Source organism: Hymenobacter koreensis, assembly GCF_039541855.1.
Classification (GTDB): Bacteria; Bacteroidota; Bacteroidia; order Cytophagales; family Hymenobacteraceae; genus Solirubrum; species Solirubrum koreensis.
Window position 1 is genome coordinate 264,790 of sequence record NZ_BAABHA010000015.1, and the last position, 25,965, is coordinate 290,754.

The window sequence follows — 25,965 nt, forward strand, 5'->3', positions numbered from 1 at the left end:
GCGGCGCTTCGCTATTGTATGGTTAGTAGTCAAAATGTGGCTGAATGCGCAGGGCCGCGTGCATTTGATGGTCATAGCACATTAGCGCATTCCCGCATTTAGCACATTATCCCTGAGCAACGCCTTGGTTTTCGGCCAACTCCTGGTTTAGACGCTTGATGTTATTGCGCCGCACCACGGCCGCAATGTTGATGCTCAGCTCGTAAAGGGCCCAAATGGGCAGCATTACAATGAGCTGCGACGATACATCGGGTGGAGTAATGATGGCCGACAGCACCAGAATAACCACAATGGCGTGCTTGCGGTACATGCGCATGATTTCGGGCGTGATAAGCCCGGCCTTCGCTAAGAAGTACACAATCATGGGCAGCTCAAACACGAACGCACACGATAGCGTCATGGTAATGAGCGTGCTAAGGTAGCTCTGCAGGTCAATCTGGTTTTCGATGGTGGGGTCTACCGTGTACGAAGCCAGGAAGTTGATACTCAGCGGGGAAGCAATGTAGTAGCCGAACAACAACCCGGCTATGAACAGCAACGAGACGAACAGCACCGCCCCCCGGGAGTTGGCACGTTCGTGCGGATACAGGCCCGGCTTCACAAAGCGCCAGATTTCCCAGAACAAGTATGGGAAGCCCAGCACCAACCCCACCACAAACGAGGTGCTGAAGTGCATGCTCAGCTGCCCGCTCATTTCACGGTTCTGAATAATGAACCCCACTTTGTCCATGCACAGCTCGGTGGAGTGCAGGGCTTGCCCGAGCTTGCAAAACTGGCGGTAGGTCCAGAAATCGGGGCGCGAAGGGCCCAGAATCAGGTCGTGAAACAGAAAATCCTTGGCGAAGAACGCGCCCGTCGCAAATACCACCACGGCAATGGTGGCCCGAATGACGTGCCAGCGCAGGGCCTCCAGGTGGTCGATAAACGACATTTCGGCCGGCTCCTGACCGGCCGCAGAAGCGCGGTTTTGCTGAAATTGTTGCGAGGGGGACTGCAAAGCTTACTAAATGAACGGCTGACCGGATGAGCGAATGATTGAATGGGCAAGCATGATGAACACGTACGGAGCCGGAGCTGGTTTAGGCTTGCTGCGCAACGGGCCCGTACCACATTCAATCACTCATCCTGCAAGCACTACATAGAAAACAACGGGTAGTCGCGCATCATGGCGTGTACCTGCTGGCGGGCTTCGCCAATGCGCGAGTCGTTGTCGTGGTTCATGAGCACCATGTCAATCAGCTCCACAATGCGCGGCATGTCGGCTTCCACTAACCCACGGGTGGTCATGGCTGCCGAGCCGATGCGCATGCCCGAGGTAACGAACGGCGACTTATCGTCGAAGGGCACCATGTTTTTATTGATGGTGATGTCGGCCTTGATGAGCGTATTCTCGGCCAGCTTGCCCGTTAAGCCCTTGCTGCGCAGGTCAATGAGCATAAGGTGGTTGTCGGTGCCGCCGGAAATGATTTTGTAGCCGCGCTCGGTGAAGGCCGTAGCCAACGCCTGCGCATTGCGGATTACCATTTTGGTGTACCGGGCGTAGGCGTCGGTCAGGGCTTCGCCAAAAGCCACGGCTTTGGCCCCAATTACGTGCTCCAGCGGGCCGCCCTGGGTGCCGGGGAACACCGCGCCATCCAGCACCGCCGACATCATGCGGATTTCGCCCTTCGGGGTTTTCAGGCCCATGGGGTTTTCAAAGTCGCGGCCCAGCATAATGAGGCCGCCGCGCGGGCCGCGCAGGGTTTTGTGCGTGGTGGTGGTTACAATGTGGCAGTGCTCGAAGGGGTCGTTCAGCAAGCCCTTGGCAATGAGGCCGGAAGGGTGCGAAATATCGGCCAGCAGTAGGGCACCTACTTCATCGGCCGCTTCGCGCAGGGCCTTGTAGTCCCAGTCGCGGGAGTAGGCCGAGGCACCGCAAATGATGAGCTTGGGCTGTTCGCGGCGGGCGGTTTCCTTCACCTTCTGCCAGTCAATAAGGCCGGTTTCAGGCTCTACGCCGTAAAACGAAGGCTTGTAGAGCTTGCCCGAGAAATTCACCGGCGAACCGTGCGTAAGGTGGCCGCCGTGCGAAAGGTCGAAACCGAGGATTTTGTCGCCGGGCTGCAGAATGCCCAGCATCACAGCTGCGTTGGCTTGGGCGCCCGAGTGCGGCTGCACGTTGGCCCACTCCACGCCAAACAGCTCCTTCACGCGGTCGATGGCCAGCTGCTCGATCTGGTCCACCACTTCGCAGCCGCCGTAGTAGCGCTTGCCGGGCAGGCCCTCGGCGTATTTGTTGGTCAGGATGGAGCCCTGGGCCTGCATTACCTGTTCCGAAACAAAGTTTTCGGAGGCAATGAGTTCGAGGCCGTGCAGCTGCCGCTCGTTTTCGCGACGGATCAGATCAAAGACGGCGGTATCGGTGACGAGGGAGCGAGTGGTGGTTTCCATGCTTCAAAGGTAAGACCGAGACAATGAACAATGAACACGGGCAACGCGCAAAGCCGCAGGCCGCTGGCTGCCAATAACCCGGGCACGGCAAACGGAGAAATATTAAATGATCAATGTTCAGTTAACCCGGTTTGTGCGTAAGCGCCAATAATCTGCCAACTTGCTCCGCCGGGCTCCACCTGCTTGCCCGGTATTCTTGGTTTCCAACCTCATGAAACAGCTGTCCGAAAATCTGGGGCGCTTGCGCACCGGACATCTTACGCCGCTCACCGATTTCTATGCACAGCAACGCGACTTGTTCGTGCGCTGGGCTCGGCGACAGTTTGGGGCGTCGGACGAAGCCTCCCACGAGGCCCTGCGGGAAGTGCTCCTTGACTTTTACGACCAAGCCGCCGACGGCCGCCTGGCCCGCTGGCCCGAGGACATGCGCGGCCACGTGTACGGCGCCGCCCGACAGCTGCTTACGGCTACTACCACCAACACCGTGCAGCCCGCCGACGCGGCGGCGCTGCCCGCACCCGAGGCCACGCGGCGGCAGCTGCTGCTGCGCACCTTCCTGCGCCTCGGCCCCGACTGCCGCCAGATTCTGCAGTACTTCTATTTCAACAACTACCGGTTCGATAAGCTGGCCGTGAAAATGGGCTACGCTAACGCAACCGTGGCCCGCTTGCAGAAATCGGACTGCCTGCGCAAGCTTCACGAAGCCCTCGACCGCGCCGAAGCTCCCGGTTCGGCCCAACTGCTGCCGTTTTTGAGCAGCATAGAGCGCGTGGCCGACGGGCAACTGTCGGCCGAGGAGCAGGATGAGTTCGACGAGCTGCTGGTGGAGGATGCCGACCTGCGCCAGGCTTACCTTACTTACGAGCAGTACGGCGCCGATTTACGCTGGGCTGTGGGCCGCGAAACCCTGCGCCAGCGCCTCGAAACCCACGACCGCCGCATTGTGGAGCGCCATGCGGCGCAGCAACGGCTGCGGCGCACCCAGCGGCGGCGGCAGTTGCGCTGGGCCCTGTGGGCGGGAGTAGGTGCGGTGCTGCTGGTGGCGGCGGCGCTGCTGCTGCCGCGCTTCCTGCACCCGCAACGCTCGTGGCAGGAATACGACACGCCCGAACCGGGCCTGATGGCCAGCGCAACCGAAGGCCGACCGCTGCTGGTGGAAACCATGGACCTGTACCACAGCGGTAATTACGGGGCCGCGCTACGCACTTTGCGCCGCATGGAGCCCTCGCAAATTGGGCAGGACACCTTCCTCTACTATTCCGGGGTGCTGCTCCTGCGCCAAGGCCAGCCCGAATTCGCCGAAAGCTATTTTCAGCGTGTCAGCCAGTCGCCGGGTTCAGCCCTGCGCGGGCCGGCGGCGTACTTCCTGGGCCTTACCCACTGGCAGCAAGAGGAAATGCCGCAAGCCAAAGCGGCGCTGCAGCAAGCTGTAGCCGAGCCGCGGCATCCGTTCCGGCAAGCCTCACAGCGTGCCCTGCGCGAAGGCGGACTCTAAAGTAAAAGCCCGTCCGGATATACTCCGGACGGGCTTTTAAGCAAAACGGGCTGCTGATTGGACTCACACTGATTCGCCCAACCTTTCCCAGCAGGCTTACTTGCGCAGCAGGCGTTGCTGGTATTGCTGCCCGTTAAGCGTGGCCATTAGCACGTAGCCGCCGCGGGGGCATTGGGGTTGCACGCTCAGCTTGGAACGGCCGGCCGGCAGATCCTGCTGGCGGCACCACACCGGCTTGCCCGTCATGTCGGTAAGGGTAAGCGTGGCCACGCCCGCCGACACCATGTTTACTTCCAAGGTCAGGTTCTGCTCGAAAGCCGTGGGGTAGGCTAATAAGCCCGATTTAGCGTCGAAGCTCACAGCGCGCGGGCCGTAGTAGGTTACTTTGTCGCCGTTGCGGTCTACCTGGCGGAGGCGGTAGTAGCGCGTACCCTGCTTGCCGTTTTCGCGGTCGGTGTAGCGGTAGTGGCGGGCAGAGGTGGTGTTGCCTTCAGCAGCTGGAACAAAGGCCAGTTGGTGGTATTGCAGGCCGTCGGTGGATACTTCCACGCCGTAACCGCGGTTGTTGGTTTCCGATACCGTGGTCCAGGTAAGTACGGCGTCTTCCTGCTGGCGCCGAACTTGGTAGGCCGTCAGGCTCACGGGCAGCGGCTGCTGCTGGCGGCCCAGCGTCCAGCGCGAGAAGCCGTCTACGCCGTTTAGCACGGCGTAAGTGCTGGTGCCGCTGCTGCGGCCCTTGAGCTGCCAGGTGCTGCCGTTGTCGCTCGATTTGAAGAACGTCAGATCGGCGGGCTGCAGGCCGTTTAGCTCGTGAGCCAGGTGGTCGATGCGCATCTGTACGTTCATGCCCGTGCCGCTGTACATGGGCGCTGAAATATCGAAGTAGCGCTTAATGCCTACAAAGCCACTGCCGCTGGGGGCGGTGCCGGTTACGCGGGTTACAATGGTAAGGCCGGGCAGCGTGGAACCCACTTGCGGGGTAATGGCCAAGCCCAGGTTGCCGAAGATTTCGGTGGTGCCGGCCTGCGGGGTGCGGCGGGCTTCCACGTTGCCCAGCACGTAGCTGGTAGTGGTTTCGGTGAGCAGGGCGTCGGGGTTTAGCCTGATTTTGTTAGCCGGTCCGGTTTGCAGAATGCCGCCGTTCATCACCAGGTTGTTGGCCAGAGTAATGTCGTCGGTGAGGGTTTTTACGCCGCCGCCGCGCACCTCTAGGTTGTAATAAAGGCCGCCGCTTACGGTTTGGGCGCCGGCGCCGGTGAGCAGTACCCCGCCGGTAGTGCAGCTGAATACGCCGTAGTTGTTCATGTTGCCCTTCACTTCCAGGTTGCCCAGGGTTTGGGCGAAGGCGCCGGTGTTGGTAAAGTCGCCGTTCACAACGATGTCGCCGCCGGTGTGGTTGAGGGTGCCCTGAATAACGAGGTTGCCCGTTACCACCGTTTCCCCGTTCTGAATGCTCATTACCTGGCCTTGAGCCACCGTAAACGTGTTCAGCACTACCTGTGCCTGCGACACCAGGGAATTTACGCCGGCCGTGCCGTTGTTGGACACCGCGTTAACAGCATTGCCCGTCAGCTCGCTGCGCCCGCCCGAGACCAGCAGGGCCTGAAACGACTGCGTGCTGGCCTGCGAAAGGCTGATGTTGCGCACCGTGTTATTTTCTACCACGTTGGCCTGCGCGCCGCTGGCCGTACCGCAGTTCACCACAATGCCGATAAAGGTTTGCGAGCCGGCGTTCAGCCACGTGGCGCCCGTGCCCAGAGGGGCCGTGCCGCCAATGTAGTTGCCACTGATGGTGTTGTTGTCGGAGCCCAGGCCCGGCGCGAAGCTGATACCGGTTTGGGCTGTAATGGCTGCCGTAGGCAGGTTGTAGTAAAAGCTGTTGTCGCGAATCATCCACGCGTCGCCGTTGCCGGCGCCCACTTTAATTCCTGCTTGGGCGTAGTTAACCAGCTCGTTCTGGAGGATGGTTACCCGGTCGTTCAGCCCCGTAGTGGAAGTGTTTGCGGCGTACACCAGGTTAGCCGGCATCTGGCCGGGGGTGGCGTTGCTGATGAGGTTGCCGGTAAGGGAGTTGTCGTCGTTGCCGGTGGTGGTTGTGCCTCCGAACTCAACTACACCGCCCGTGGAAAGCGTGTTGTTGCCCAAAATCTGTGCGTCGCGTACTGTGTTGTTCCGCACGTCGCCGGCAAACAGGATGGTGGGCTGGCTGGAACCGCTTTGGCGCACCGTGAGCTGGCGCGCGGCGTTGCCGTTGTGGCCGCTTATAGTTACATAGCGGGCACCAGCACCGAAAACCAGCGTGCCTTCCAACACAATGCCGGTGGCCCCGGCTTCGGGTTTAATAATGAGCTGCGCGGTGCTGGTGCCGGTAGTAGCAATGAGCACATCCTCGATAAAGGTGCTGCCGTGGGTAAGTCGAAGCTCGTGCGTGGTGGTGAGCGTGGAGGGAAGCGCGGCAAGCGCCTGGTTAAGCGTGGCATATTCACCGCCAACACCTACCCGAACAACGTTTTGCGCCTGAGTCCGCTGCACCAGCAAAAGCACGAAAGCCAGCAACAATAGCAACCACATGCCAAGGGAAGCCCATTGCCGGGGAATTATGTAAGGACGTTTGGTGGGAGAAGAAGTAAGTAAAGCGTGTTTCATGACTCAAAGCAGGACGAAGTACGGGCGACGAAAAAGGCAAAGGGGTAACCGTTGGCCACAAAAGCGGCCTGGGAATCCGTGTCAACTTTGCAGCTACACGTTGTGGCTTCTCGTGTTCGTGGCAGAGAAGACTCAAGAAAAACAGAGGAAAGTAGCTTAAAGCATCATAGGCGAGCCTATATTATGTCCAATTTTTAGTAAAATTCGCCATGTGAGCAGCAAATGTCACTAACCAAATATAGGATGCAGGTAAACTAAATCAACAAAATGCCATTTTATTTTTAAGCCAAACGGTGCAATTTAAAAATTATTTCATGCATATTTTTCTCATAAAGCACTTTATTTCAAGTAGAAAAAGCATTTTTGTTAAACGATTAGCTAAGCCTCGTAGACGAAGCTGTTCTTTGTTTTGTCAAGAAAAAATAATTCTCTTTAATTGGTATTAATTAAAGATATGGCGTTTGGAAAATTGCACTCAAATAAAGCCGTGCAAGTCTGATTACTATGAAAAATTGAATTAACTCGTCGGGATTGACTCAGCTATGTGCTTAACGCGCAGTGTGGTGGGCAATTGGGTAGAAATCCTCGCTGTTCGGTTGCAGTATCAATTCCCAGGTGTCCAGATTAAGTGCCGCCAGATGACTGAACTCGGGGTTTAAGCGGTAAACACAGCCGGTATCGAGGTCGATAGCGCCGGCCCGTTGGTTTACGCGGCGTTGCAGTTCGGCGGTGGGTATAGGGGAGTGGCCGTGCAACAGCCGTCGGCCTTGCAGGCGGGAGGCATCAAAGGTGAAGCGTTTGATGTTGAGCATGGCGTGGGTATCGGCCCACATGGCTTCGGGTGGCAAGCGGAAATTCAGGCCGGCGTGAACGAGCACGAAATCGGGGAGTTCCAGGGTGAGGGGCAGGGCGGCCAGCCAGGAGAGGTAGCGGGCAGGAATATCGGCGGGGCGTTGCACGCCGAAGCTGCGCAGCGTGCGCACCCGGTCGGGCTCGGAGGCCCAGGTGGCGGCGGTGTTGCCGCGGGCGGCGTCGAGCAGTTCCTGGTCGTGGTTACCGAGCAGGCAGTGTATTTGGTAGCCTTCGTGCTGAAGCTGCATGAGGTAGTCGAGTACGCCCCGGCTGTCGGGACCTTTGTTGATGTAGTCACCGAGTACGTAGAGGGTATCGGTGGTCTGCAGGCGGAGGCGGTCCTCTACCAGGCGGCGGAACGTTTGCAGGCAGCCGTGGAGGTCGGTGGTGGCGTAGCGGGGCATGAGCTGCTGGTGGGGTAAGGGGCGGCGCGGTTAAACAAAAAAGCACTGCCCTTGCGGGCAGTGCTTCTATGTACGAGCTGGCTCGCGGGTGGTGCTAATGGCCTCCGCCGTAAGCCGGCTTATCAAGGTCGGGTTTATCGAGGTTACGGTTGGGGTGGCGCTGAGGCGCGTCCTGAGCCTCTTCAGCCAACCGGTTTTCCAGTTGTTCGTCGCGGTCGTTTACCGGCAGCTGGCCGGCGGCTTTGGGCTGCTCGGTGGAAGCCGGGTTGCCTTTGTTTTCCTTGGACTGCTGGTTGGTGTTATTGCTTTTGTAAGGCATGATGGCAGCGGTTTGGGTGAAACACAGCCGGAACGGGGTCCGGATTAGAAACCTACATCAAGGCCCGATTCCTGGGCATTGGGGTCGGTAAGGTCGGCGTTGGTATCGGGGCGGGCGTCGGAGGCCTTGGAGTTGTAGTTGATGGCGGCGCCGCGCTCGGGGTTGTTGTCGGAGCGGGAGCGGCCGGGCTGCTCGTCTTCGCCGGCGCTGTTGCGGCGGTCCACGTTGGCAAAATCGTCGTCGTCGGTGAGGTCTTCGCCGGCGTTGCGGGCGCGGCGGGTGTCGCCGTCTATTTCGTCGGCGGGGTCGGGCAGGCGGCGCGGGTCGAGAAAGTCCGGCGTGGGCATGTCTTCGTTGGGCACCACGGGGCGGCCTTCGTCGTCGGAGCGCATGTTATCGGCGGGGTGACCGGGCTTGTCGGCGTCTTCGTTTACCGACACGGCCGTGATGCCATCGGAAGAATCCGTGCCGAAGCCCTGCTTACCGTCGCGGTTACCGAAGCCACCGCGGGCGTCGTTGTTTTTGGGCGGATCGGCACCCGGAATAATGTGTCCGGCCTGCAGTTCTTCGTCGGTGGTGTCGTTGGGTATTTCCCGTACGGGGCGGTTGTTGGGGTCGATGGCCATATAGGTGGGTGCGGTGTGGAAAAGAGGAAACGGGTTGTAGGTGGGTTTACTCCGCTGGCCGGATTTGGGTTGCGGATTGCGGGCGGTAGCGTATGTTCGGGGCCGGGCTGGTTTGTTCGGTTGTCTATGAAATCTGCTCCCCTGCCTTCTGCCATTACCGATCTGGTTTCGCTGCGGCAAGCAGTGGCCCAGGGCCAGGCGCTTAAGTATCTGTTTTTCTGGGGTCACACGCCCATTCCGAACGCACGCACGGTGGGCAAAGAATGCCTAAGCCAATGGTACCCGGCGGCATTCGAGGTCGATGGAGAGCGGTACGTCACCGCCGAGCATTTTATGATGGCCGAAAAAGCCCGCCTGTTCGGCGACGAAGCCATTCGGACGAAAATCCTCAGCGCTAAACACCCCGATCAAGCCAAGAGGCTGGGCCGCGAAGTCCTGCATTTCGACGCCGAAACATGGGATGCGGCTCGCTTTAACATTGTGGTGCGCGGCTGCACGGCTAAATTCGAGCAGCACCCGGCACTGCGAGCGTATTTGCTGACCACCGGCGACCGGGTATTGGTGGAGGCCAGCCCCGTGGATACCATTTGGGGCATTGGCTTACCGCAACAAGATGCGCGGGCTCTTAATCCAGCCGCTTGGCAAGGGCTTAATTTGCTCGGCTTTGCCATGATGGAAGTGCGTACCCGTTTACAAGCCCTTTAACCGAACCGACTATGTGGAAAGAACTCGACAACCAACTGTGCCGCACCTTTCAGTTTCCGGACTTCCAAACGGCCTTTTCCTTTATGACGGATGTAGCCGAGGAGGCCGAGTACCAAGAGCACCATCCGTGGTGGGCCAATGAATACAACACGGTAGAATTTCGGCTGCGCACCCACGACGCGGGCAACACCGTGACGGAGCGCGACCATAAACTGGCGGCGGCTATAACGAAGCTGGCCGAGGAATACGGCGGGGAGGATATAGGGTAATGAAAACTCCTGCGTTGATGGTCACTGTCCTGCTGCTTTCATCAACTCTATCGGCACAACGAGTAAAACGTGCTGATAGGGCGGCATTCGCATCTTTACAGTGCAGAGAAGATAGTGTGAAACGGACACTGCAAAACCTATGGCAACAAGGAGTAGATACCATCATGACTTTCAGGCATGATTATGACAATGGCCGGCTACCTGGAGCAGTGGAGTACATAATATGGCAGCAAGCCGGAAAATGTCATGTAAAAGGGTTTCTAGGATGCGAAAAAATCATCCATAAAGTCACGAGTAGCTTATCGACAGACACTCTTACCTCCTTCTATCAACACCACCGTTTAGACAGCTTATTTCAGATTCCAACTCCCATGCTGCTATCTTCTCATGGTATGGGCTACTATGTAGGAATGTACTTACCAAAGCACACTAAGTTCTTTCATGTTAGGGACGAACGACGTGGCCGGTTTGTGTTTTCATGTGAAGAAGTACTGCTAGGAGAGCAACTACCAACATATAAACAGAACCCTATAAGTCAGTGGTTCGATTTATTCGATCAGGTTGTGAGGTAATAGATGATCTATTCGGCTCCCTGAAACAAGTGCCGCAACCAAGCAACTGCGTTTACCTTTGCCCCATGCCTACCGAAGCTCCCACCGAAACCGCCCTGTACATTGTGCCCACGCCCATTGGCAACCTGGAGGATATTACTCTGCGGGCTATTCGGGTGCTGGGTGAGGTGGATGTGGTGCTGGCCGAGGATACGCGCACGAGCGGGCGGCTGTTGCAGCACCTGGGCCTGAAGAAACCCATGCAGAGCTACCACCTGCACAACGAGCACAAAGTGGTGGCGCACCTGCTGGAACGGCTGGAAAAAGGCGAACGAATGGCCCTGGTGTCGGATGCGGGCACGCCCGGAATTTCGGACCCTGGGTTTTTGTTGGTGCGGGAGTGTTTGGCCAAGGGGCTGAAAGTGGAATGCCTGCCGGGCGCCACGGCCCTGGTGCCGGCCTTGCTGAAATCGGGGTTTGGGGCCGAGCGGTTCACCTTCGAAGGATTTTTGCCGGTGAAGAAGGGCCGTCAAACGCGGTTGCGCGAGCTAACGGCGGAAACCCGAACCATGATTTTCTACGAGTCGCCGCACCGCATTGTGAAAACGCTGGAGCAGCTGGCCGAGGCCTTAGGGCCGGAGCGAATGGCTTCGGTGAGCCGCGAATTGACCAAGTTATTTGAAGAAACGGTAACCGATACGTTGGCCGCGCTGGCCAAAGATTTCGGGGGCCGATCATCCATTAAAGGAGAAATTGTCATTGTCGTTCAAGGACTTCGTGAGTAAACCGTGGGTGCTGGTCCTGCTGGGACCGGTGCTCCTGTGGGCGGGCTGGCCGGTGCACCCGGCCCCCGCCACTGTATTGTTGCTGGTGGGCTTGGTGCCGCTGCTGCGCCTGGAGCAGGTGCTGCGGGCGCAGGGTGCCCGGGCGGCGCGTTTTTGGCGCTGGACCTATTTGTACCTGCTCATCTGGAACGTGCTGACCACCTACTGGGTGAGCTACAGCACGCTAGGCGGCGGCATTGCGGCCAACGTGCTGAACGCGGCCCTGCAAAGCTTGCCGCTGCTGGCGTTCTGGCACACCAAGCGGGTGGCCGGTTCCAAAATAGGCTACCTCTCGTTTGTAGTGTACTGGCTGGCTTTCGAGCAACTGCACCTCACGTGGGATTTGTCGTGGCCGTGGCTGACGCTGGGTAACGCCTTTGCCATGGTGCCCAGCTGGGTACAGTGGTATGAGTACACCGGGCAGTTGGGCGGCTCTCTGTGGATGCTGCTGGTGAACCTAGCGTGTTTCTGGGCCGCTTTTGGTAAGCACCAAGCGCTAGTGGCCACCGAGTTCGACCCAATGGTGGTGCGCGGACCGCGTTTGGCCTTTAACCGCTGGCTGGTGCCGGTGGTAGCTGCTGTGGTTCCCGTACTGGTTTCCTTCGGCATTAATGCACAGTGGGAAGAAAAGGGCCCAGCCGCCGAGGTGGTAGTGGTGCAGCCCAATATTGATCCGTTTCAGGAGAAGTTCGAGGGCGGCCCCAAGTACATTCCGGCCGAGCAGCAGCTCAGCCGCATGATTCAACTCACCGAATCGGCCCTGACGCCCAATACCAAGCTGGTGCTGTGGCCAGAAACCGCCTTGGCCGACGAAACCCACTGGGAAAACAATCTGGAAAACGCTGCCGATATCCGGCGCGTGCGTGGCCTGGTAGCTTCTCACCCCGGCATGCGGCTCATTACCGGCTTTACTTCGGTGGGCTCGTATCCCAACAAGGAAGCCGCTAGCGGCACGGCCCGCTTCCGCGACGATTTAGGCTACTACGACGTGTTTAACGCCGCTTTGCATGTGAGCGGACCGGTGAGCCCATTGCAGGTGTACCACAAATCGAAGCTGGTGCCGGGTGTGGAAAAGGTGCCGGGCTGGCTCAATTCAGCCCTCGGCACCATTGACCTGGGCGGCGTGGTAGGCTCGTACGGCAGCCAGGATTACCGCTCGGTGTTCCGCCCCGCAGCCCCGGCAACGGATAGCACGTTGCGCGTAGCGCCGGTAATTTGCTACGAGTCGATTTACTCCGATTACGTGAGCGAGTACGTGCGAAACGGGGCCACGCTCATCGGCATTATTACCAACGATGGGTGGTGGTCGGATTCGCCCGGCTACAAGCAGCATCTCACCTACGGCCGCCTGCGCGCCATTGAAACCCGCCGCGACATTGCGCGCTCGGCTAATACAGGCATTTCAGGCTTCATCAACCAGCGCGGCGACATTGTGCAGCAAACCGGCTGGTGGGTGCCGGCCGTGAGTCGCTACACCGTGCACCTGAACGACGAGCTGACGTTTTACACCCGTCACGGCGAGCTGCTGGGCCACGCCGTACAAGTGCTGGCGGTGCTGCTGCTGGGCTTTGCGCTGGTGCGGCGGTTTACGGCGCGGCCAGTGGAAAAGCCCGTAGCGGTGCTTCGGTAAGTGCTGAAGCCGGGTGCTTTCTTCTAAACAACGATTTTCAATTCCCTCATTGCCGTGTCGGCAGCAACGCCCCTTTTTCACTAAGGAGAGGCGCTTTTCGTTCTGACTTTTTCGCCTTGCTATGACCCAGACCGTTGACTTCACCCAACTCAGCCACCAGGTAGCCGAGGTAGCGCGCCGTGCCGGCGCTTTTATTCGCCAGGAAGCCGCCGGTTTCGACCGCGGCCGCATCGAGCACAAAGGCCTGCACGACATGGTATCGTACGTGGACCAGGAAGCGGAGCGGATGCTGGTGGCGGGGCTGCGGGAACTGCTGCCGGAATCGGGGTTTATTACCGAGGAAGGCACGGTTGGGGAGTCCAGTCGGGCGGAGTACACCTGGATTATCGACCCGCTCGATGGAACCACCAACTTCATTCACGGCCTGCCCTGCTACTCCGTGAGCGTGGCCTTGCTGCACGAAAACGAGCTGGTGGTGGGCGTGGTGTACGAAGTAAGCCGCGACGAATGCTACCGGGCGGTGCGCGGCGGCGGGGCATTTCTTAACGAAGAGCCCATTCGCGTATCCACTACGCCAGAGCTGAACAGCTCGTTGGTGGCCACTGGCTTCCCCTACAGCAACTTCCACAAAGTAGATGACTACCTACAGGTGCTGAAGGAGTTCATGCGCCGCACCAACGGCGTGCGCCGCGTGGGCTCGGCCGCCGTGGACCTGGCCTGGGTAGCGGCTGGCCGCTTCGAGGGTTACTTCGAGTTCAACCTGAACTCCTACGACGTGGCGGCGGGCATTTTGCTGGTGCGCGAGGCGGGCGGGCACGTAACGCAGTTCCTGGAAGACGGCGACCCGCTGTTTGGAAGAGAAGTAGTGGCCAGCAACACCCTGGTGCACGGCGAGATGCAGCAGATTATTCGAGACTTTTGGCAATAATTCCAGGATACTTTGCGCTACAAATACCACGATGCGGGCGTGGCATCCTTTCGGCTTGGGCCGAGGCATGAACTGGTGCTTCAGGTTGTATTGGATGCGGTTTGGAACCCGCTGACCAGTTGCACTATTGAGTTAAGATGCGGTGCCATTGGTAATTACAGCGAGGTATCAACTTTCTGCATGCGGACATTGTCACGCGTAGTTTCCCCCGGTGCTTTCCTAGATACCATTGACAGCGTTAGCGTCACTAACGAGACCTGCCTGATTAGCTTCTCCGAGAGTGGATGTTTGCTGATTCGCACCAGTAAGATTCAAGAATTACCCGTGTGACCCGGCATGGTATAGCCTGCAACTTTTTCCCCAGCAAGCTAGTTTTGTCAGCGCTATGCTCCTGCAACAACTCCTCATTGCCTTGCTCTTTGCCGCGGCGGCCCTGTACATGGGGCGGCGTTTGTGGCTGAGCTTTTTTGCCAAATCCGACAGCGCCTGTCCCAAAGGCTGCGGCGGTGGCTGCAATACCCTGAACGTGGACCAACTGCAACAGCAAATCGAAAAAGCGCAGCAGCGCGCCGGTCAGCCGGCTTAGCAAATCATTTCGCCGCGACGATATAACCCGCCCCGCCCATGGCTGCGTATAGCCGTGAGCGGGGCGTTGCTTTGGGCCATTATTCGGCTGGTAGGCGCGCCCGGTACCTTCTCTCTACATCATCACGCCCCCACAACCATGCAAGACAAAGAGCAAGAACGTTCCCTCGTTAACGTGGAGCGCAAACTGAACGCCGACGGCTTCACCACGGACTTCACCGTTACCGAAGGCCGCTTGTGCACCATGGACGACGCTTCCAGCCGCACCTACGGCCCCGACGAAGTAACCATCGTGGATTTCTACCGCTTCGAAGGCGAGTCGAACCCCGATGATATGTCCATTCTGTACGCCATCGAAACCCACGACGGTATCCGTGGCACCATTTCCAACGCCTTTGGCACCTACGGCGACGAACGCATCGACGCCTTCCTGCGCCAGGTAGAAGACCTCGGAAAAAACCTCGACAAGGCCCACAAATAAGGCCGAATCACGCTGTATAGTTGCCGCGACGCCACTGGCTGCTTCTTTCAGGAGAATGTAGTCGGGCCGGCGCGGTTTCTTTTTCGCCCTGTTTACCGCCCGCTGCTATGTCTGCTCACTTGCCACATCATGCCCTGCAATCCTCCGCCGACCTCGATCCGCTGCTGCACGCCATTGGCGATGCGCGGGTGGTGCTGCTGGGCGAAGCTTCGCACGGTACCCACGAGTACTATACCTGGCGGGCCGCCACTACCAAGCGCCTGGTGCAGGAAAAAGGCTTTCAGTTTATTGCCGTGGAAGGCGACTGGCCCGACTGCTTCGAGGTGAACATGGCTATTAAGCAGCCGCAAGACCAGCGGCCGGCCTCGGAGCTGCTGCAAACCTTTAACCGCTGGCCCACCTGGATGTGGGGTAACTGGGAAATAGCGGCGCTGGTCGATTGGCTGCGGCAGCACAACGCCGGGCAGGAAAGCAGCCGCAAAGTCGGTTTTTACGGGCTCGATGTGTACAGCCTGTGGGAGTCCCTGGAGCAGATTATGCAATACGCCGGCACCAAAGGCGAAGCCGCCGCCCAAGCCGCCCAGCGGGCATACCGCTGCTTCGAGCCCTACAGTGCCGACCCGCAGGAATACGCGCAAGCCGTAGCCTTCGTAAAGGAAGACTGCGAAGATGAAGTAGTAACCATGCTGCGCGAGCTGAAGCGCCGCCTGCCCGCCACCGGCCCCGACGGCCTGGGACCCGAAATAGACTTTGCCACCGAGCAAAACGCCCTGGTGGCCGTGAATGCCGAACGCTACTACAAAGCCATGCTGCGTGGCGGCGGCTCCTCCTGGAACGTACGCGACCGGCACATGATGGAAACCCTGGAGCGCCTGCTGGAGCTGCACGGCCCCGACAGCAAAGCCATTGTGTGGGAGCACAACACCCACATCGGCGACGCGCGCTACACCGACATGGCCGCCGACGGCATGGTGAACGTGGGCCAACTGGCGCGCCAGCAGCTCGGCCGTGAAGAGGTATACTCCGTGGGCTTCGGCTCGTACCAAGGCTCCGTTATTGCGGCTAAGGCCTGGGGCGCGCCAATCGAAAAAATGCCGGTGCCCGAAGCCCGATCAAACTCGTGGGAAGCCCTGCTGCACACCCAAATAGGGCGTAATGCGCTGCTGTTTTCCAACGAAATCCGGCAGCTGCCCGCCCTAAAAGAGCACATCGGGCACCGCGCCATTGGGGTAGTGTACCGGCCCGAGCGGGAACGGTTCGGTAATTACGTGCCCACCGTAGTACCCGAACGCTACGACGCCTTCATGTACATCGAGCAAACCAAAGCCCTGCACCCGCTGCCCACCAAAGTAAACGAACACGTGCCGCCAGATTTGTATCCGTGGACGGACTGAGGCCGCACAAGCGGGTTGCTACAGTGCGTTGGCCAGCAGGGCAAGGCACAAGCCGGCTACCGTAGCCAGCAGCTTGCGCACGTTCACGTGGTGTTCGGGGCTAACCTCGAACAGGATGGTGGTGGACACGTGCAGGAAATTGCCGCTCACCAAACCCAGCAGCGCCGGGTAAAGTCCACCTTTCATCAGCGGATCGAGGGCAGCGTAATGGCTTACCAGTACGCCAATGGGCGCAGCAGCCGCGAACAGCACCAACCACGGCAAAGCACGCCGGAAGCTGCCAAGCCGGGTAACCAGCACGGCTACCAGCGCGAAAGCAGCTGGAATGTGGTGTAGGGCTACGCCGGTTAAGGTAGCGTAAAAGCCATCGGGCGTGTGGCCGTGCGGGTCCTGCACCAAAATGCTGCCTTCCAGAAACGCGTGCAGGGTGAGGGAGCCCAGCAGCAGCCACGGCACCCCCGCGTGGGCATGTTCAGCATGCACGTGCTGGTGGCCGTGTTCCACCCCCTCCGAGAATAGCTCCAGCACCAACTGCCCGAAAAAGCCCGCCAGCACATAATAGCCGATGTGCTCGGCGGAAGTGCCCAACGACAGAGCCTCAGGCAGCAAGTGCGTGAGGGTAAGCGTAACCAGGTAAGCCCCGCTAAAAGCCAGCAGCGGCCGCAGCCACGTAGTTTGCGCTGTGGGCATGAACCGGGTAAGCCAGCCGGCACCGAACACCGATCCAAAAAGCAGCAGCAGAGCTATTAACATGAGCGAGGAACCAGTACTGCCGAATGCCCAACGGAGCGGCAGCAGGCAGGTTTATTTCTTGAGAATGAAAATCATGCGGGGGCTATCCTGCTCCACGTAAGGGCGCAACTCATAGTCGCCGAGCACTTCGGCCAGGCGCAAACCGGCCAGGTAGAAGTACTCCCGAAAACGCTCCAGGCTGAGGGCCCGCACCCGCTCCTGGTAATGGCGCGGCTGGCCTTCCTTGTCGGTAAAGCGAATGTCCTTTACCACAAAGTCGCGGTCGAGGTGGCGGGTAAGCAGAAACGTGATGCCCTCAACGGTTTTTTCTTCGTGCGCCACCAGCTTGCGAATCGTGCGCTCGGTGTTCATAAAATCGATAACGAGCTTGCCGCCGTGCTGCAGCGCGTCAGCGGCATTGCGCAGAGCCACCACGTTTTCGGCCTCTTCCTGAAAGTAACCGAAGCTGGTGAACAGGTTCAGGATGAAATCGAAGGACCCGTAGGTCAGTGGCGCGCGCATGTCGTGCACGTGAAATTGGAGCCGCTCGTTCTCGAACTGCCGGGCAAATTCAATGCTTTCCGCCGACAGGTCGATGCCGGCTACATCGTAGCCCTGCTCGTTGAGGTAAATAGCATGACGCCCCTTGCCGCAAGCCAGGTCGAGCAGGCGCTCGGTGGGCTTGGGGTGCAGGCGCACGAGCAGGTTATCGAGGAAGTGCTGCGCCTCGTTCTGGTCGCGGTTGCGGTACAGCAAGTGGTAGTACGGCGAATCGAACCAGGTGCTAAACCATTCGGTTTCGGGGGGCACAGGTGGCATAGGGCGGAAATAGTGCCGAGAAGCGCGGCCAGGGAACGTATGCCGACGCCCCGGCGCGGCAGTCGAAGCTGGCTTCAACCGCCGCGCCGGGGCGCTGGGTGGGTAAGGAGTTCAGAGCCAAGCCCGAACCCCGAGCCTAGTTTTTGTTCTGCTCGCGGTGGCCTTCGTTGAGGTCGTGGTGGGTTTCCGTTTCCACTTTGGTAGCGGATTCGCCCTGCTTGCTGCCTTCGGCCTTCACGGCATCGGCCGACATAGCACCACCTGCGGAAGGTTTATCGGGCTGGCCAGCGGCCGGGGCCATGGTCTGCTCCACATCCATGTGCGAGCTGATGGGCTCGGCAACGGCGCCGCCCTTGTGCTGGCTGGCAGCGTCGGTAGCTAGGTCGAAATTATCGGTGGTGCGGCCGCCGGGAGGGACCATGTCTACCGACACTTTGCGGTCGGCGCGCCAGTCAGATGGTTCGCTGCTGCACGAAGCCAGGGCCAGCAGAGCTACGGCAGCCAGGCCCGAAACGAGGTTCTTGGAGGTCATATAGAAGAAAGCGGAAGAAGAAACGAAGTCAGAAGTACGCAGAACCGACAATTTAGGCTGCTTTGCCGCCCGCCTCAGGCGCAGCGGTTTCGGCAGGCAGGAAGCCTTTGCGCCGCAAAATAGACTCGAACAGGCGCAAGTCGTTAGCCGAGTTGAAAATGCGGGTGGGAAGGTGCAAAAATACAGGCACGTACATAATCTTGGCGGCCCAAGCCCGCCAGCCGGCTACCTGGCCCGCTAAATCGGGCTGCTTCAGGTACATCACGTAGGCGTCATTGTCCTTGCGCACGCTCTCAATCATGTCCCAGGTCAGGCGCATGCCTTGTTCCTGGTTGAGGCGCAGCAACACCTGGCGCTGGTCCATTTCGTAGTTCACGCGCTCAAACAAAGCCTTGCTTTGCTCCATTTGCGTAACGCCCGTAACCTGAGCCGAACGCAGCAGCACGTAGAGAATGGTTACCAGCACGGCCGCCGCAATCCACCACCACGAAAACCAAAATACCGCCGGCAACGACAGCGCCACCAATGGAATAACGGCCTGCCACCAGTCGCGCTTCCACACTTGCGTGAGGGCCATGCGGGTGTAGGTGTTCTTGTCGAGCTGGTATTTTTTGGTGCGGATGGCCAGCGGCGAAGGCTGCTGCGCTACTTGCCGACCGCGCATGTTATTGGGTTGTTGCATTCTGGGTTTTCAGTTATTGCTGTTAGACGTTAGCCGTTGCGCGTGTTTGCTAATAGAAACAACAAGTACAACGGCTTACTAACAAGGCTTTAATACGCTTTCAGGCTCAAATCCAGGCTCTTGGTGGAGTGCGTGAGGGCGCCCACCGAAATGTAATCGACGCCTGTGGCGGCCACGGCGGCAATGGTGTGCTCGGTAATGCCACCCGAGGCCTCGGTGGGGAACCGGCCGGCAATTAGGGCTACGGCCTCGCGCAGCATGGGCGGGGCCATGTTATCGAGCATAATACGGTCGATGCCGCCCACTTCCAGCACTTGCTGCACTTCAGCCAGGGTGCGGGTCTCCACTTCAATGGGCAGTTTGCGACCCAGCTTCTTCAAGTAAGCGTGCGTGGCCTCAATGGCTTGGCGAATGCCGCCGGCGTAATCCACGTGGTTGTCCTTCAGGATAATCATGTCGAACAAGCCATAGCGGTGGTTTACCCCGCCACCGATGAGCACGGCCCATTTCTCGCAAATACGGAAGTTAGGCGTGGTTTTGCGGGTATCCAGCAGCTTCGCCTTGGTACCGGCCAGCAGGCTGTTGAGGTAGGCCGTGTGGGTGGCAATGCCGCTCATGCGCTGCATGCAGTTCAGGGCCAAACGCTCGGCCGTAAGAATGCTGCGGGCCGGACCTTCTACGGTCAGGGCCACGTCGCCGTGCTTTACGCGGCTGCCATCGGGCAGCAGCACCTTCACCTGCAGGCTGGGGTCCACGGCCGCGAAAATCAATTCGGCCAAGGCTACGCCGGCCAGTACGCCTTCGTCCTTCACCAGCAGGCGGGCTTGCTTGCGGGCATCGGCCGGTACGCCGGCCAGGGAGGAATGGTCGCCGTCGCCCACGTCTTCGGCCAAAGCCGATTGGATAAAGGCCTGAAGGGCTTCGGGGGTAAGGTAGGGCGCGGAGGAAAGAGCGTTTTGCACGGCGCAAAAATAGCAAAAGGCCCCGACATGCGCCGGGGCCTGCTTAGCAGAAAGTCAGGCCAAAAAGTACTTAGGAATGTACAGGTCGACCCAAATTACTCGTGCGTAAAGTGCATTTGGTCAATTTGCATGGCGCCGCCCTCGGCCGGCTTCATCTTGATGAAGACCCGGTAAGTGCCCGATTTGGCACCGAACTTCCCCACGGCATACTGCACGCCGCCGGAGGTTGAAGAGCCTTGGTGTACGAGCTCAAAGGATGCCGGGCCGTTTTTGGCGAAGAAATCCTTGAGCACAAATTCCGCCTGCGTCGCGCTGAAGCTCTGCCTGTCGCCGTCGAACTCGAGTTCGACGGTACCGGCAAAGTACTGAGCTACGGCGCGGGAAGAGCCGCTGCGAATGGCCGAGCGCACCGCGCTGAAGGCTTCGCCTTGTGCCTGGGCCACTATCGTCATCATGCTGAGGCAGAAAACGGTAAGCGCCCTTGAAAATAAACGTTTCATAGTATGCAATGAGACTGCAGCGGCAGATACACCAAAACTGTGCCAACCCCTTGCGTGCGCGAGATAAGCGTACTAAATAGCGACAGTGGCCCAAATTAGCGAATCTGTGGCGTTTGCCAGCCACGCGGCGCCTATCTTTGCAGGTATGAACAAACCGGTACTGCTGGTAATCTTGGACGGGTGGGGTTTGGGAACCAACCCGGAAGTGTCGGCCATCGCGGCCGCTCAAACGCCCTTCGTCGATTCCCTTTTTGCGCGCTTTCCGCACAGCCGTTTGCAAGCTTCCGGCGAAGCCGTGGGCCTGCCCGATGGCCAGATGGGCAACTCCGAAGTAGGCCACATGAACATTGGGGCCGGCCGCGTGGTGTACCAGGATCTGGTGCGCATCAACAAATCGGTTCGGGAGCGGAAGCTGGCTGCCATGCCCGCCCTGCACCAGGCTTTTGAGTACGCCCGCACCCAAGGCAAGCCCGTGCACCTGATGGGCCTGCTCTCCGACGGCGGCGTGCACTCCCACCTCGAGCACCTGAAAGCCCTCTGTACCCTGGCCCACGATGCCGACGTGCACAAGGTGTTCATTCACGCCTTTACCGATGGCCGCGACACCGACCCCAAAAGCGGGGTGCGCTACGTGAACGACCTGGAAGAGCATTTGCAGCGCGGCGCCAGTGGCAAAATTGCCTCGGTAGTGGGCCGCTACTACGCCATGGACCGCGACAACCGCTGGGAACGGGTGAAAGTGGCCTACGACCTGCTGGTGAACGGAAAAGGCACGTCCTCGCAGAACATCATTCAGTCCATGCTCGACTCCTACAAGGAGGGCGTGACGGACGAATTCCTGCTGCCGCTGGTGAAAACCGGCGCCGACGGCCTGCCGCTGGCCACCATTCAGGACGGCGACGTGGTTATCTGCTTTAACTACCGCACCGACCGCGGCCGCGAAATCACGCAGGTCCTCACGCAGCAGGACTTCCACGCATTTAACATGCACCGGCTGAACCTGCACTACCTTACCCTCACGAACTACGACGCTACGTTTATCGGCGTCACGCCCATTTTTGAGAAGGACAACCTGGAGCACACGCTTGGTGAGGTGCTGGCTGCCCATGGCAAGCGCCAGATTCGCATTGCCGAAACCGAGAAGTACCCGCACGTAACGTTCTTCTTCTCGGGCGGGCGCGAAAACGAGTTCGAAGGCGAACGACGTTTGATGTGTGCCTCGCCAAAAGTGGCGACCTATGACTTGCAGCCGGAAATGAGTGCCTACAACCTGCGCGACGCCCTCGTGCCCGAATTGCAGGCCCGCTCCACCGATTTCACAGTGCTCAACTTCGCTAACCCCGACATGGTAGGCCACACCGGCGTGTTTTCGGCGGCGGTGCGTGCCTGCGAGGTAGTGGATGAGTGTACCCGCGACGTGGTAACAACTGCCCTGAATAACGGCTACGCGTGCATCATCATTGCCGACCACGGCAACGCCGACATGATGGTGAACCCCGACGGCTCGCCCAACACGGCCCACACCACCAATCTGGTGCCGTGTATTCTGGCCGATCCGGATTACCAGGGCACCCTTGCCGACGGCAAACTGGGCGACATTGCCCCGACGGTGCTGGCCATTATGGGCTTGCCCCAGCCGCCGGAAATGACGGGCGAGTCGCTATTGCGCCCGGTGGTCCAAAACGCGGTTCATGTTTAAGCACCGCCCTGCATCCTCAACAGACCGGGCCGGCTTCCGCCGCTGGCTCGGTCTGGCTGTTTTAGGGCTGATGCTGGCAGGCTGCTCCGGCAAAGACCCCGCCGAGCGCCCGGCCCGCCGACCCGCGGGCTACTTCGATACCCAGGCCCTGCTCAACACCCAGTTGCAGCGCCTGAAAGGAGCCACGTTGGAAAAACAAGTGGCGCTACGCAACGGCCAAACCGAAACCCGGCAGCTCACCGGCGTGAACTGGGCCAACGAGCTGCAGCTCTTCTACCAAGCCGACATTAACAAGCCCGCTCTGCGGGGTGCTTACGACGTAGCCACGACCGACAGCGCCGGCCTAAAGCGCCGCGTCTTCCGTCGTCGGCCCGAGGTAGACCACCCGGTAATCGAAATGGCGGTGCTGGAAGCGGGGCCTGTGGTGCGGGAGCTGCGCGCCTCCATTAGCCAAGATAACCCGCTGTTTTTCTCGGGCAAGCAGTTACGCATGCGCTTCGGCGCCGATGGCCTGTTGACCGATTACCGCGTGATAGGCACCCAAAAACTCGTGGTGTTCGACTCAACGCGCTACGCGGCCCGCGGGCGGGTGCTCCGCTAATCGTAGTACGGATCGACGGATACGCGGCGCAGCTGCCCCTGCACCAGCCGCGCCGATACCGTGTTCATTTGGAGGCTGTCGGCAATTACCAAACTGTCGCAGCTGGTGCTACCGCGCCGGGCGGCCTCTATGCGGGTGCGTAACGTGCGGCTGTAGGGCGCTTCGAAGTTGGTGATGGTGGCCTGAATCATCAGGTCTTTATCGGGCGAGCGGTAAAAGGTGAAGCGGTTGGAGGCGTGCGTAAGCGTGAGCAGCGTATCCATTTGCCCTTTTTCGTGGTTGTTCTCCACGGCTTCGCGCCCACTAATGCGCCCGCCGAGTTGCAGCACATCGGCTACTGATAACTCGGGGCCAAACGGCTCGTTGGCCGTACGGGTATTCTCGATGGAGCAGGTGCGCTGCGGAGCCGGTACAACTTCGGCCGGAGCGGGCACCGATTCAGCGGTAGCCACCGGCATTCGGCGGGGAGACTCGCTTTGCTGCTGGGGCTGGTCGCGGCAGGCGGCTGTGAGGGAAAGCACCGCTACGCAGGCGGCGCCAAGGCGCTTATTCATGGGAAATGCTTTCGGCCGTATACGCAAGCCCCGGCGAAGGTGCTAGCTGCGCCCGGCCCCGAGCAGCGTAAGCACCACCCAGCGGCGGCCGCCGTGGTTGCGGTGCTCCCCCAGGTATACGCCCTGCCAAGTACCTAAATTCAGCTCGCCGTTGGTAATGGGAATGGTAACGCTGCTGCCCAACATGGCCGCTTTCAGGTGCGCGGGCATGTCATCGGAGCCTTCCTGGGTGTGCTGAAAGTAGGGGGCGTTTTCGGGCGCGGTGCGGTTAAAGAACTCTTCGAAGTCGCGGCGCACCGTAGGGTCGGCGTTTTCGTTGATGGAGAGGCTGGCCGAAGTGTGCTGAATGAACACGTGCAAGGTGCCGGCCGCTACCTGGTCCAGCTCGGGCAGCTCCGCGGTGAGCAAATCGGTAATGAGGTGGAAGCCGCGGCGCAGGGGCGGTAGGCGCAGGCGTTTCTGAACGCAGATCATGGCGTACTAGCGGTTACGGGTTCAGCCGCTCGTAGGCGCCGAGGTCGGGCGTCGAGGCGTTACGCGAAATGTTGCGCAGGTCGCGGGTTAGTACCGGCAAAGAAACGGCCGTGCCGCGGTTGCTGGCCGCCGATAAGGTGTCGAGGCGGTAGTCGAACTGGTTGTTCGAGGTGTTAAGCGGCGTGCGCCGGAACTTGGGGTCGACGTTCAGGATGTTGGTGGTACCGGCAAACCCGAGCGTGCTGCCTGTGCCCGGAACGTTGTACTCTTTGGTACGCAGCAGGCTGTGGCTGATGTTCACGCCGCCCACGTATTGGTTGCCGTTCTGGAAGAACAACTCGTCTTCGATAGAACCCCACACGATGCTGTTGCTGATGGTTACCGTGGGAGCCGTGCGGTACGTGGGGGACGTGATGGGCAGCGCATTGGAAAACGTGAGCGACGCCGTTTCGCGGCGGAACTGCGGGGTGTAGTTGGCTACGGTGCAGTGCTGCAGGTTGTAGGTGCCACCCTGAAAGCCGCCCACCGCATACTCGCCGCAGTTGGTGAGCAGCAGGTTGCGCAGGTCAAAGTCGCCGGAGTAGCTGAGGATGCCGCCCCCGGCAAAGCTGGCGCCGCCGCTGGCAAACGTGAGGCCCTGGCCCGAGATGTTGCGGATGACGCTGTTTTCTACCGTTACCCGGGGGCGGGGGCGCGCATCGTTGATGTTGTAAATAAGCACCCCAAACGAGGCGTTCTTGATTTCGCAGTAGCGCAGCACGTTGTTGCGCGTGTTGCGGGTGCTGGCCACAAACTGGATGCCGGCCCACTGGCCCGGTATGTCGTTGTAAAACGGTTCCAGCCGGTCGCCGGCAAAGCGCACGATGCGTCGGTCGTCGGGCTTTACCTCGTCGGTGGGAGACAGGTTCGGGTTTACCCGCAAGGTGCCCTTCACGATGATGGCCGAGCCGGCGTGGGAGTAAATGCGGGTGCCTTCTTCAATGGTGAGCGTGCAGAGCGAGTCCACCAGCACCGAGTTGTAGATAACGTGCGGCTTGTCGTTGCGCCACACGGCATTGCAGGGCAGTGTTTCAGCGTCGTGAAAGTAGGCGTTCTGGCCGTAGGCAATCAGGCGCACCTGCTGGTCATTTTTATTGGTGCGAAACAGCAGCTGGTCCTCTACCAGAAACGGCTTGTCGGCGCCGGGTTGCACGGTGGCGCGCACCAGCACCAGCAGGCTGTCGCGCCCCCTGATTTCCACGTTGCGGGCCGTAGGGCCTGCGTCGCCGCCGATGATGAGCTGATAGGTAGCACCCTGCTGGGCGGCCAGCCGAATTTCCTCGACCCGCACCGCGCGCTTGTTGCGGTTGTACACCCACAGGCGCTTGGTTACGGTGCCCGTTTGCACGAACACGGTATCGAACTTCACCGTGTCGGTGGAAAACTCGAGCTTGGCGCTGGTGTCGGTGGTTACAATCTCCTCCTTCGGTTCGCAGCCCGGCAAGAGCACGGTCAGCATCGAGAGCAAGAGCAACAAAGGGAAGAGGTAGCGCACGGGCAAAAAAGAATGAATGGCTGAGCGAATGAATGGCTGACGGAATGCTTAATCAACATTCAATCACTCAATCAGTCACCAAGTCGGTCACTGATTTAAAGACAAACCTACGCGTCAGCCGCTTAACGACGAAACCGACTGCGAAGTGCCCGCCCCTTTACCGCTGCCGTTGCTAGCCTAGCCGCGGCAAGCGGGCCACCGAGAGGGGCGTGCTCACCCACTCGCGGGCTTCACTCACATCGTTGAAATACCGCACGTCGGGCCGGCCGGGGTGCTGCGGCGCCTTGGCGGCTTCGGCCACGGCTGCTACGTCGGCGCGGCTGAAGGGGTCGTCGGCATTCACGATGGCCAGCTTTTCCAGGCCCAGCTTTAAGAAGCGCGGAAACCAGTTTTGCTCCAGCCAGATTTGGTCGAGGGGTAAAATGCCGGGCAGGCGGCGCAGGTCGCCCAGCCAGGCCCGGGCCTGGTAGCGTTCGGCCAGATCCAGCAAGTGGGTTTGGCTTCTTCGGAACTCGTCGCTGCTGGCCGGACCCAGCCAATGCGCTTCCAACAGCCGCAAGCGGCCATCGTATAGAATGCGCAGGTGGGCGTTTTCGTACAGTATCATAAAGGCGGAAGCAGAACGAACGAGAAAGGCTATTGGTGTGCAGGGTCCGCCATTTTACCAATAATCCGATAATAAGTTTGCTAAATATTTAAATATTTTACTAATTATTATAATAAAAAAGACCACAGCC

Annotated in this window: 27 protein-coding genes; 11 read left to right on the top strand and 16 right to left on the bottom strand. The window is 59.6% G+C overall.

Features of this window, described 5'->3' with window-relative positions:
• Positions 1–106: 106 nt before the first annotated feature.
• Together tatC and glyA are read right to left on the bottom strand one after the other, a co-directional pair.
• Complete coding sequence (gene tatC / locus ABD903_RS19880; RefSeq protein WP_345227072.1) at positions 107–997, bottom strand: twin-arginine translocase subunit TatC; 891 nt, start codon at positions 995–997, stop codon at positions 107–109.
• Positions 998–1,134: 137 nt separating this feature from the next.
• Complete coding sequence (gene glyA / locus ABD903_RS19885; RefSeq protein WP_345227074.1) at positions 1,135–2,430, bottom strand: serine hydroxymethyltransferase; 1,296 nt, start codon at positions 2,428–2,430, stop codon at positions 1,135–1,137.
• Positions 2,431–2,641: 211 nt separating this feature from the next.
• On the opposite strand from glyA, the gene ABD903_RS19890 reads away from it, so the two are divergent.
• Positions 2,642–3,925 (top strand): hypothetical protein, encoded by a 1,284-nt coding sequence (locus ABD903_RS19890; protein WP_345227076.1) that lies wholly within the window; start codon positions 2,642–2,644, stop codon positions 3,923–3,925.
• A gap of 96 nt (positions 3,926–4,021) precedes the next feature.
• Here the strand turns inward: ABD903_RS19890 and ABD903_RS19895 are convergent, their stop codons facing one another.
• The 4 genes from ABD903_RS19895 to ABD903_RS19910 all read right to left on the bottom strand — a co-directional run bounded on the left by ABD903_RS19895 (position 4,022) and on the right by ABD903_RS19910 (position 8,772).
• Positions 4,022–6,571 (bottom strand): autotransporter outer membrane beta-barrel domain-containing protein, encoded by a 2,550-nt coding sequence (locus ABD903_RS19895; RefSeq protein WP_345227077.1) that lies wholly within the window; start codon positions 6,569–6,571, stop codon positions 4,022–4,024.
• Positions 6,572–7,119: 548 nt separating this feature from the next.
• A complete protein-coding gene (locus ABD903_RS19900) occupies positions 7,120–7,827 on the bottom strand; it encodes a metallophosphoesterase family protein (protein WP_345227079.1) in 708 nt (235 codons plus the stop codon).
• 94 nt (positions 7,828–7,921) lie between these two features.
• Positions 7,922–8,146: a hypothetical protein gene (locus ABD903_RS19905; RefSeq protein ID WP_345227081.1), complete on the bottom strand. Its 225-nt coding sequence runs from the start codon at positions 8,144–8,146 to the stop codon at positions 7,922–7,924.
• 44 nt (positions 8,147–8,190) lie between these two features.
• A complete protein-coding gene (locus ABD903_RS19910) occupies positions 8,191–8,772 on the bottom strand; it encodes a hypothetical protein (RefSeq protein WP_345227082.1) in 582 nt (193 codons plus the stop codon).
• A gap of 126 nt (positions 8,773–8,898) precedes the next feature.
• Here ABD903_RS19910 and ybiA point away from each other — a divergent pair, with 126 nt between their 5' ends.
• From ybiA to ABD903_RS19950, 8 genes are all read left to right on the top strand, one after another.
• Positions 8,899–9,477, top strand: a complete 579-nt coding sequence (gene ybiA / locus ABD903_RS19915; protein WP_345227084.1) for a riboflavin biosynthesis intermediates N-glycosidase — start codon at positions 8,899–8,901, stop codon at positions 9,475–9,477.
• A gap of 11 nt (positions 9,478–9,488) precedes the next feature.
• Entirely contained in the window at positions 9,489–9,746 is a 258-nt protein-coding gene (locus ABD903_RS19920) for a 4a-hydroxytetrahydrobiopterin dehydratase (RefSeq protein ID WP_345227087.1), read from the top strand.
• A 637-nt stretch (positions 9,747–10,383) separates the two neighbouring features.
• Positions 10,384–11,082, top strand: coding sequence for a 16S rRNA (cytidine(1402)-2'-O)-methyltransferase (rsmI, locus tag ABD903_RS19925; RefSeq protein WP_345227089.1), 699 nt, complete (start codon positions 10,384–10,386; stop codon positions 11,080–11,082).
• Positions 11,075–12,751 (top strand): apolipoprotein N-acyltransferase, encoded by a 1,677-nt coding sequence (lnt, locus tag ABD903_RS19930; protein ID WP_345227090.1) that lies wholly within the window; start codon positions 11,075–11,077, stop codon positions 12,749–12,751. Before rsmI ends, lnt begins: the two co-directional genes overlap by 8 nt.
• Positions 12,752–12,872: 121 nt before the next feature.
• Positions 12,873–13,679, top strand: coding sequence for an inositol monophosphatase family protein (locus ABD903_RS19935; protein WP_345227092.1), 807 nt, complete (start codon positions 12,873–12,875; stop codon positions 13,677–13,679).
• Between the two features lie 385 nt (positions 13,680–14,064).
• The gene (locus ABD903_RS19940) at positions 14,065–14,265 is read left to right on the top strand and encodes a hypothetical protein (RefSeq protein WP_345227094.1); all 201 of its coding nucleotides are present in this window, start codon (positions 14,065–14,067) and stop codon (positions 14,263–14,265) included.
• A 138-nt stretch (positions 14,266–14,403) separates the two neighbouring features.
• Entirely contained in the window at positions 14,404–14,745 is a 342-nt protein-coding gene (locus tag ABD903_RS19945) for a hypothetical protein (protein ID WP_345227095.1), read from the top strand.
• 107 nt (positions 14,746–14,852) lie between these two features.
• Positions 14,853–16,139 carry an erythromycin esterase family protein gene (locus ABD903_RS19950; protein ID WP_345227097.1) on the top strand — a complete coding sequence of 429 codons (1,287 nt, stop codon included), beginning with the start codon at positions 14,853–14,855 and terminating at the stop codon, positions 16,137–16,139.
• 18 nt (positions 16,140–16,157) lie between these two features.
• Here ABD903_RS19950 and ABD903_RS19955 read toward each other — a convergent pair whose 3' ends face one another.
• From ABD903_RS19955 to ABD903_RS19980, 6 genes are all read right to left on the bottom strand, one after another.
• Complete coding sequence (locus tag ABD903_RS19955) at positions 16,158–16,892, bottom strand: ZIP family metal transporter (protein WP_345227099.1); 735 nt, start codon at positions 16,890–16,892, stop codon at positions 16,158–16,160.
• 51 nt (positions 16,893–16,943) lie between these two features.
• Positions 16,944–17,690, bottom strand: coding sequence for a class I SAM-dependent methyltransferase (locus ABD903_RS19960; RefSeq protein WP_345227100.1), 747 nt, complete (start codon positions 17,688–17,690; stop codon positions 16,944–16,946).
• 136 nt (positions 17,691–17,826) lie between these two features.
• Positions 17,827–18,222, bottom strand: coding sequence for a hypothetical protein (locus ABD903_RS19965; RefSeq protein ID WP_345227101.1), 396 nt, complete (start codon positions 18,220–18,222; stop codon positions 17,827–17,829).
• A gap of 52 nt (positions 18,223–18,274) precedes the next feature.
• A complete protein-coding gene (locus ABD903_RS19970) occupies positions 18,275–18,904 on the bottom strand; it encodes a hypothetical protein (protein WP_345227103.1) in 630 nt (209 codons plus the stop codon).
• 89 nt (positions 18,905–18,993) lie between these two features.
• Positions 18,994–19,866 carry a carboxylating nicotinate-nucleotide diphosphorylase gene (gene nadC, locus ABD903_RS19975; RefSeq protein WP_345227105.1) on the bottom strand — a complete coding sequence of 291 codons (873 nt, stop codon included), beginning with the start codon at positions 19,864–19,866 and terminating at the stop codon, positions 18,994–18,996.
• A 95-nt stretch (positions 19,867–19,961) separates the two neighbouring features.
• Complete coding sequence (locus ABD903_RS19980) at positions 19,962–20,366, bottom strand: DUF4783 domain-containing protein (RefSeq protein ID WP_345227107.1); 405 nt, start codon at positions 20,364–20,366, stop codon at positions 19,962–19,964.
• A gap of 145 nt (positions 20,367–20,511) precedes the next feature.
• Between ABD903_RS19980 and gpmI the strand changes: the two genes are divergently transcribed.
• Positions 20,512–22,065, top strand: coding sequence for a 2,3-bisphosphoglycerate-independent phosphoglycerate mutase (gene gpmI, locus ABD903_RS19985; protein WP_345227109.1), 1,554 nt, complete (start codon positions 20,512–20,514; stop codon positions 22,063–22,065).
• Positions 22,058–22,666, top strand: coding sequence for a hypothetical protein (locus ABD903_RS19990; protein WP_345227110.1), 609 nt, complete (start codon positions 22,058–22,060; stop codon positions 22,664–22,666). The genes gpmI and ABD903_RS19990 overlap by 8 nt, the downstream gene beginning before the upstream one ends.
• On the opposite strand, the gene ABD903_RS19995 is transcribed toward ABD903_RS19990, so the two are convergent.
• From ABD903_RS19995 to ABD903_RS20010, 4 genes are all read right to left on the bottom strand, one after another.
• Positions 22,663–23,220, bottom strand: a complete 558-nt coding sequence (locus ABD903_RS19995) for a hypothetical protein (RefSeq protein ID WP_345227111.1) — start codon at positions 23,218–23,220, stop codon at positions 22,663–22,665. The two genes, ABD903_RS19990 and ABD903_RS19995, sit on opposite strands and share 4 nt — an antisense overlap.
• 42 nt (positions 23,221–23,262) lie before the next feature.
• Positions 23,263–23,694 carry a secondary thiamine-phosphate synthase enzyme YjbQ gene (locus ABD903_RS20000; protein WP_345227112.1) on the bottom strand — a complete coding sequence of 144 codons (432 nt, stop codon included), beginning with the start codon at positions 23,692–23,694 and terminating at the stop codon, positions 23,263–23,265.
• Positions 23,695–23,707: 13 nt separating this feature from the next.
• The gene (locus ABD903_RS20005; RefSeq protein WP_345227114.1) at positions 23,708–25,228 is read right to left on the bottom strand and encodes a hypothetical protein; all 1,521 of its coding nucleotides are present in this window, start codon (positions 25,226–25,228) and stop codon (positions 23,708–23,710) included.
• 172 nt (positions 25,229–25,400) lie between these two features.
• Positions 25,401–25,835 carry an STAS/SEC14 domain-containing protein gene (locus tag ABD903_RS20010; protein ID WP_345227115.1) on the bottom strand — a complete coding sequence of 145 codons (435 nt, stop codon included), beginning with the start codon at positions 25,833–25,835 and terminating at the stop codon, positions 25,401–25,403.
• Between the last annotated feature and the right edge of the window lie 130 nt (positions 25,836–25,965).